The sequence below is a fragment of the Photobacterium sp. OFAV2-7 genome (genome assembly GCF_022347985.1).
GTDB lineage: Bacteria > Pseudomonadota > Gammaproteobacteria > Enterobacterales > Vibrionaceae > Photobacterium.
The window spans coordinates 1-3,844 of record NZ_JAKRFQ010000488.1; the positions used below are offsets into that span (position 1 = coordinate 1).

At 45.3% G+C, this 3,844-nt stretch carries 4 protein-coding genes; 1 reads left to right on the top strand and 3 read right to left on the bottom strand.

The genetic code is table 11. The features are described 5' to 3' along the window. Positions 1 to 203, bottom strand: a 203-nt coding sequence (locus MHN01_RS19530; protein WP_239412880.1) for a hypothetical protein, incomplete at its 3' end; no start/stop codon positions are given. A 201-nt stretch (positions 204 to 404) separates the two neighbouring features. On the opposite strand from MHN01_RS19530, the gene ltaE reads away from it, so the two are divergent. Further along, positions 405 to 1,415 carry a low-specificity L-threonine aldolase gene (ltaE, locus tag MHN01_RS19535; protein WP_239412881.1) on the top strand — a complete coding sequence of 337 codons (1,011 nt, stop codon included), beginning with the start codon at positions 405 to 407 and terminating at the stop codon, positions 1,413 to 1,415. Positions 1,416 to 1,467: 52 nt separating this feature from the next. On the opposite strand, the gene MHN01_RS19540 is transcribed toward ltaE, so the two are convergent. Then, positions 1,468 to 2,121: a hypothetical protein gene (locus MHN01_RS19540; RefSeq protein WP_239412882.1), complete on the bottom strand. Its 654-nt coding sequence runs from the start codon at positions 2,119 to 2,121 to the stop codon at positions 1,468 to 1,470. A 351-nt stretch (positions 2,122 to 2,472) separates the two neighbouring features. Beyond that, entirely contained in the window at positions 2,473 to 3,843 is a 1,371-nt protein-coding gene (nhaD, locus tag MHN01_RS19545) for a sodium:proton antiporter NhaD (protein ID WP_239412883.1), read from the bottom strand. Between the last annotated feature and the right edge of the window lies 1 nt (position 3,844).

A 3,844-nucleotide genomic window follows, 5' to 3' on the forward strand; every position in this document is an offset into this window, starting at 1 on the left:
ACAGATTCTGCACCTAATTGGTCACGGCAAACCAATTCAGTTTCCTTACCGGCTGAATAGAAATATAACTCATCAAAATCAGCCTTAAGGCTATTATTATTTTCCTTAATGTTTACCTCTAACTCCCCGGTCGGAATAACGGTTACTTCAGCGTGTAACTCATTATGACCCGGCAGAACAAACTGCCGACATTCAGCTAACATGATCTCTGCCTCCATCTTCAACCAACCTGTTTATATTTTAGCCAAGATATAGCCCCCTCGATAAAGATTCACAAAAACAACACAATCATTCACCGTTAAGCTTGATTTAGATCACAGTATGTAGCCATATAATCACTATTAGATGAATCATTCGATAAATTCCTAAATACGATAATCAGTAAGAACCCTAAGGATGAAGTAATGATAGATTTTCGCTCTGATACTGTTACTCACCCATCGAAAGCAATGCGTCAGGCTATCGCTAATGCACCAGTCGGTGATGATGTTTACAACGATGATCCGACAGTTAACGACCTGGAGCTGTGGGCGGCAAAACGACACGGCTTTGAAGCAGCACTATTTTGCAGCTCCGGAACACAAGCCAACCTGCTCGCATTAATGGCGCATTGTGAGCGAGGCGATGAATACCTTTGTGGTCAGCAGGCACATAACTACCAGTTTGAAGGAGGGGGTGCTGCGGTTCTGGGTTCTATCCAACCTCAGCCTATTGAGAATGAGAAAGACGGTACTCTATGTTTTAAGAAATTAGCAGCAGCCATAAAACCGGATGATGCACACTTTGCCCGCACCAAGCTATTGAGTATTGAGAACACCATCAATGGCAAAATACTACCGCTTTCTTACTTGCAGCAGGCTCGGGAGTTTGTCGACCAGCATGGACTAAAACTTCATCTAGACGGCGCTCGTGTCTATAACGCAGCTGTTGCCTTAGGTGTCGATATTACGGAAATTTCTAAACACTTTGACTCGATGACGATCTGCTTGTCCAAAGGTTTGGGAGCCCCTGTCGGCTCACTGCTTCTTGGCGACGCCTCACTAATCAAAAAAGCACGCCGTTGGCGAAAAGTCCTGGGTGGCGGCATGCGCCAAGCAGGTATTCTGGCCGCAGCCGGCAAGATCGCGCTGAAAGAAAACATCGACCGTCTTGCTGACGACCACGCAAATGCTAGATACCTTGCTCAACAACTCACTGAAGTCGATGGTTTTGAGGTTAACATCGATCATGTAACCACCAATATGCTCTTTGCCAAGGTCGATCAAAACATTGATCAGGCCAAGCTAGTCGCAGTGCTAAAAGAGCAAGACATATTAATCAATGCAGGAAACCCGATGCGATTGGTGACTCACCTGGATATCAGTCGCGAAGATATCGACAAATTTATCACCGCTTTGAAAAAAGCATTGGGGTAATTAAGTCGTTACCTTTGCTTATAGCATGAAGGCGCTCTCGAGCGCCTTCCTATCAAAACCGGTAGCCAAAACTCAATATCGACAACGCATGCCTGACTTCCACATCGTTATCATCCACTTTTGTCGGCACGGCAAACCTTAGCCCAAGCTCCCATTGCTTATAGTTCATCACCGCACCTAAATGCGCGTTAACACCGAATCCTGAATTTTCAAACACTGTTTTGTCACCACTAATCACAATCAAAGCACCGTCGGCATTCAGGTAGTTTATTCCCGCCCCCAGCTCAAAACGCCAACTCTTACATTCGCGGCATAGTGTTTTGTCACCCCATTGATAGAAAAGTACCGGTGTAAAAGAAACAGAGTACCCTTCGAACTCTCCATCACTAAATCCCTGGCCGTTATCATCATCATAATCGAGCTTAAAATAAGCAGCATTCAGTTCTGTGTGGTATCCCCACCGGCTATCGTCAGAAAAGTAAAACGGCGATTGAATCAGAGTGACAACTGGCGTGAAAGATGTTGACGAGCTAAACGCCACGTCATCGAACTGCCCTTTGCTTGAAACGTCTATTGTACCGGCACTCTTGGCGATCCCTAACTTCAGGCTCGGCATGCGAAAAAGGGTCTCAGCTTCTACAGCAAGAACCGATTGCAACGGATTTAGCATAACAATGCTAAAGCAAAACCATCCTTTTTTTTGCATATGCTGTCCTTTTACTACTTAGTGTCTAACAATGATATTCAGATAATCCCTGTTAGGGCAAATAACCTAGCTATTAGTACACTCCATTACTCATTACCATGGCATAGTTCATCGGGAAAAGCCCGAACTTGCTATCTGCCACAATGACATTAGTGACAAGCTACACAGCAATGTTAAAAATCACTAAATTTCAGACAATTAATACCATTACTATATAAATGATTTGCTCGATGGAGAATTGAGATGGGAACACACTCCTGGGACTGAAGGGAATAAGAAACAGTGGAGTGAGATAAAGATGAACGGGCGGCCTTCACTCATTGATAAAGCCACCCGAACTCGAAACATATATTAGAAAAGCTGATGATTAAGCAACAGGTGACAAATAATACTGGCGATATATCCCAGTGAAATCACAGGCATCCACTTCAAGTGGCCAAAGAAGGTATATTTGCCATGTGCAGCACCCATTAAAGCAACCCCGGCAGCCGAACCAATCGACAGCAAACTACCTCCTACCCCAGCAGTCAAAGTCACCAATAACCAGTTGCCGAGAGTTAAGTCAGGTTGCATGGTTAGCACTGCAAACATTACAGGGATATTATCAACAATGGCCGAAAGCACCCCTACCATAATATTGGCCCATACGGGGTTCCATTGGGTGTACATCACCTCTGATACCATGCCGAGGTAACCCAGCAAGCTAAGCCCACCGACACACATTACAACCCCATAGAAAAACAGCAAGGTATCCCATTCTGCATGCGAGACACGTTTGAAGACATCGAACGGTACCACCGAGCCAAGTCGTTTTAACGCTGCTTCATCATGATTGGCCATTGCAATAGCCTTCTTCCGGGCAAGCGAGCGCGGAAGGGTTTTGCGAAGGTAAAAGCCAAAGAACTGCAGATACCCTAAGCCCATCATCATGCCAATTACAGGTGGGAAATGAACCATGCCGTGGAAAGCAACAGCGGTAGAGATAGTCAGAATAAACAAGGCCACGATACGGCGTGCCCCCCGCTTCAGCTCAACATATTCGCCAATTGTGTTTGGCTGTGTTTTCGGCACAAACAGCGACATAATCACCGCCGGCACCACATAGTTTATCAACGACGGAATGAATAGATCAGTAAACTCAATAAAGGAAACCAGTCCGGCCTGCCAAACCATCAGAGTAGTTATATCGCCAAAGGGACTAAATGCACCACCAGCATTGGCGGCCACAACGATATTGATACAAGCCAGGTTAATGAAGCGGGTATTGTCGCCACCCACTTTCATAACAACAGCACACATCAGCAAAGCTGTTGTCAGGTTATCTGCAATGGGCGAAATAAAGAAGGACAAAATACCCGTAAGCCAGAACAAGCTTCTAAAGTTAAACCCCTTACTCACCATCCAGGCCTGAAGCGCATCAAACAATCGACGCTCTTCCATCGCGCTGATATAGGTCATGGCGACGAGGAGAAACAGCAACAGTTCTGCGTACTCGAGTAAATTATGTTCAAGTGCATTTTTGGCAACATCAATTTGACCAAGCTCCTGAAACACAAACCCTATCATCAACCAAATAATACCGGCAGCCAGCAACACAGGCTTAGACTTACGAAGCTGTAAATACTCCTCGGCCATCACAAGACAATAAGCCAAGGCAAAAATAAACAAAGCCACATACCCTACAAAAGACTGGGTTAAGTCAATACCAGAACTTGCGGCCATT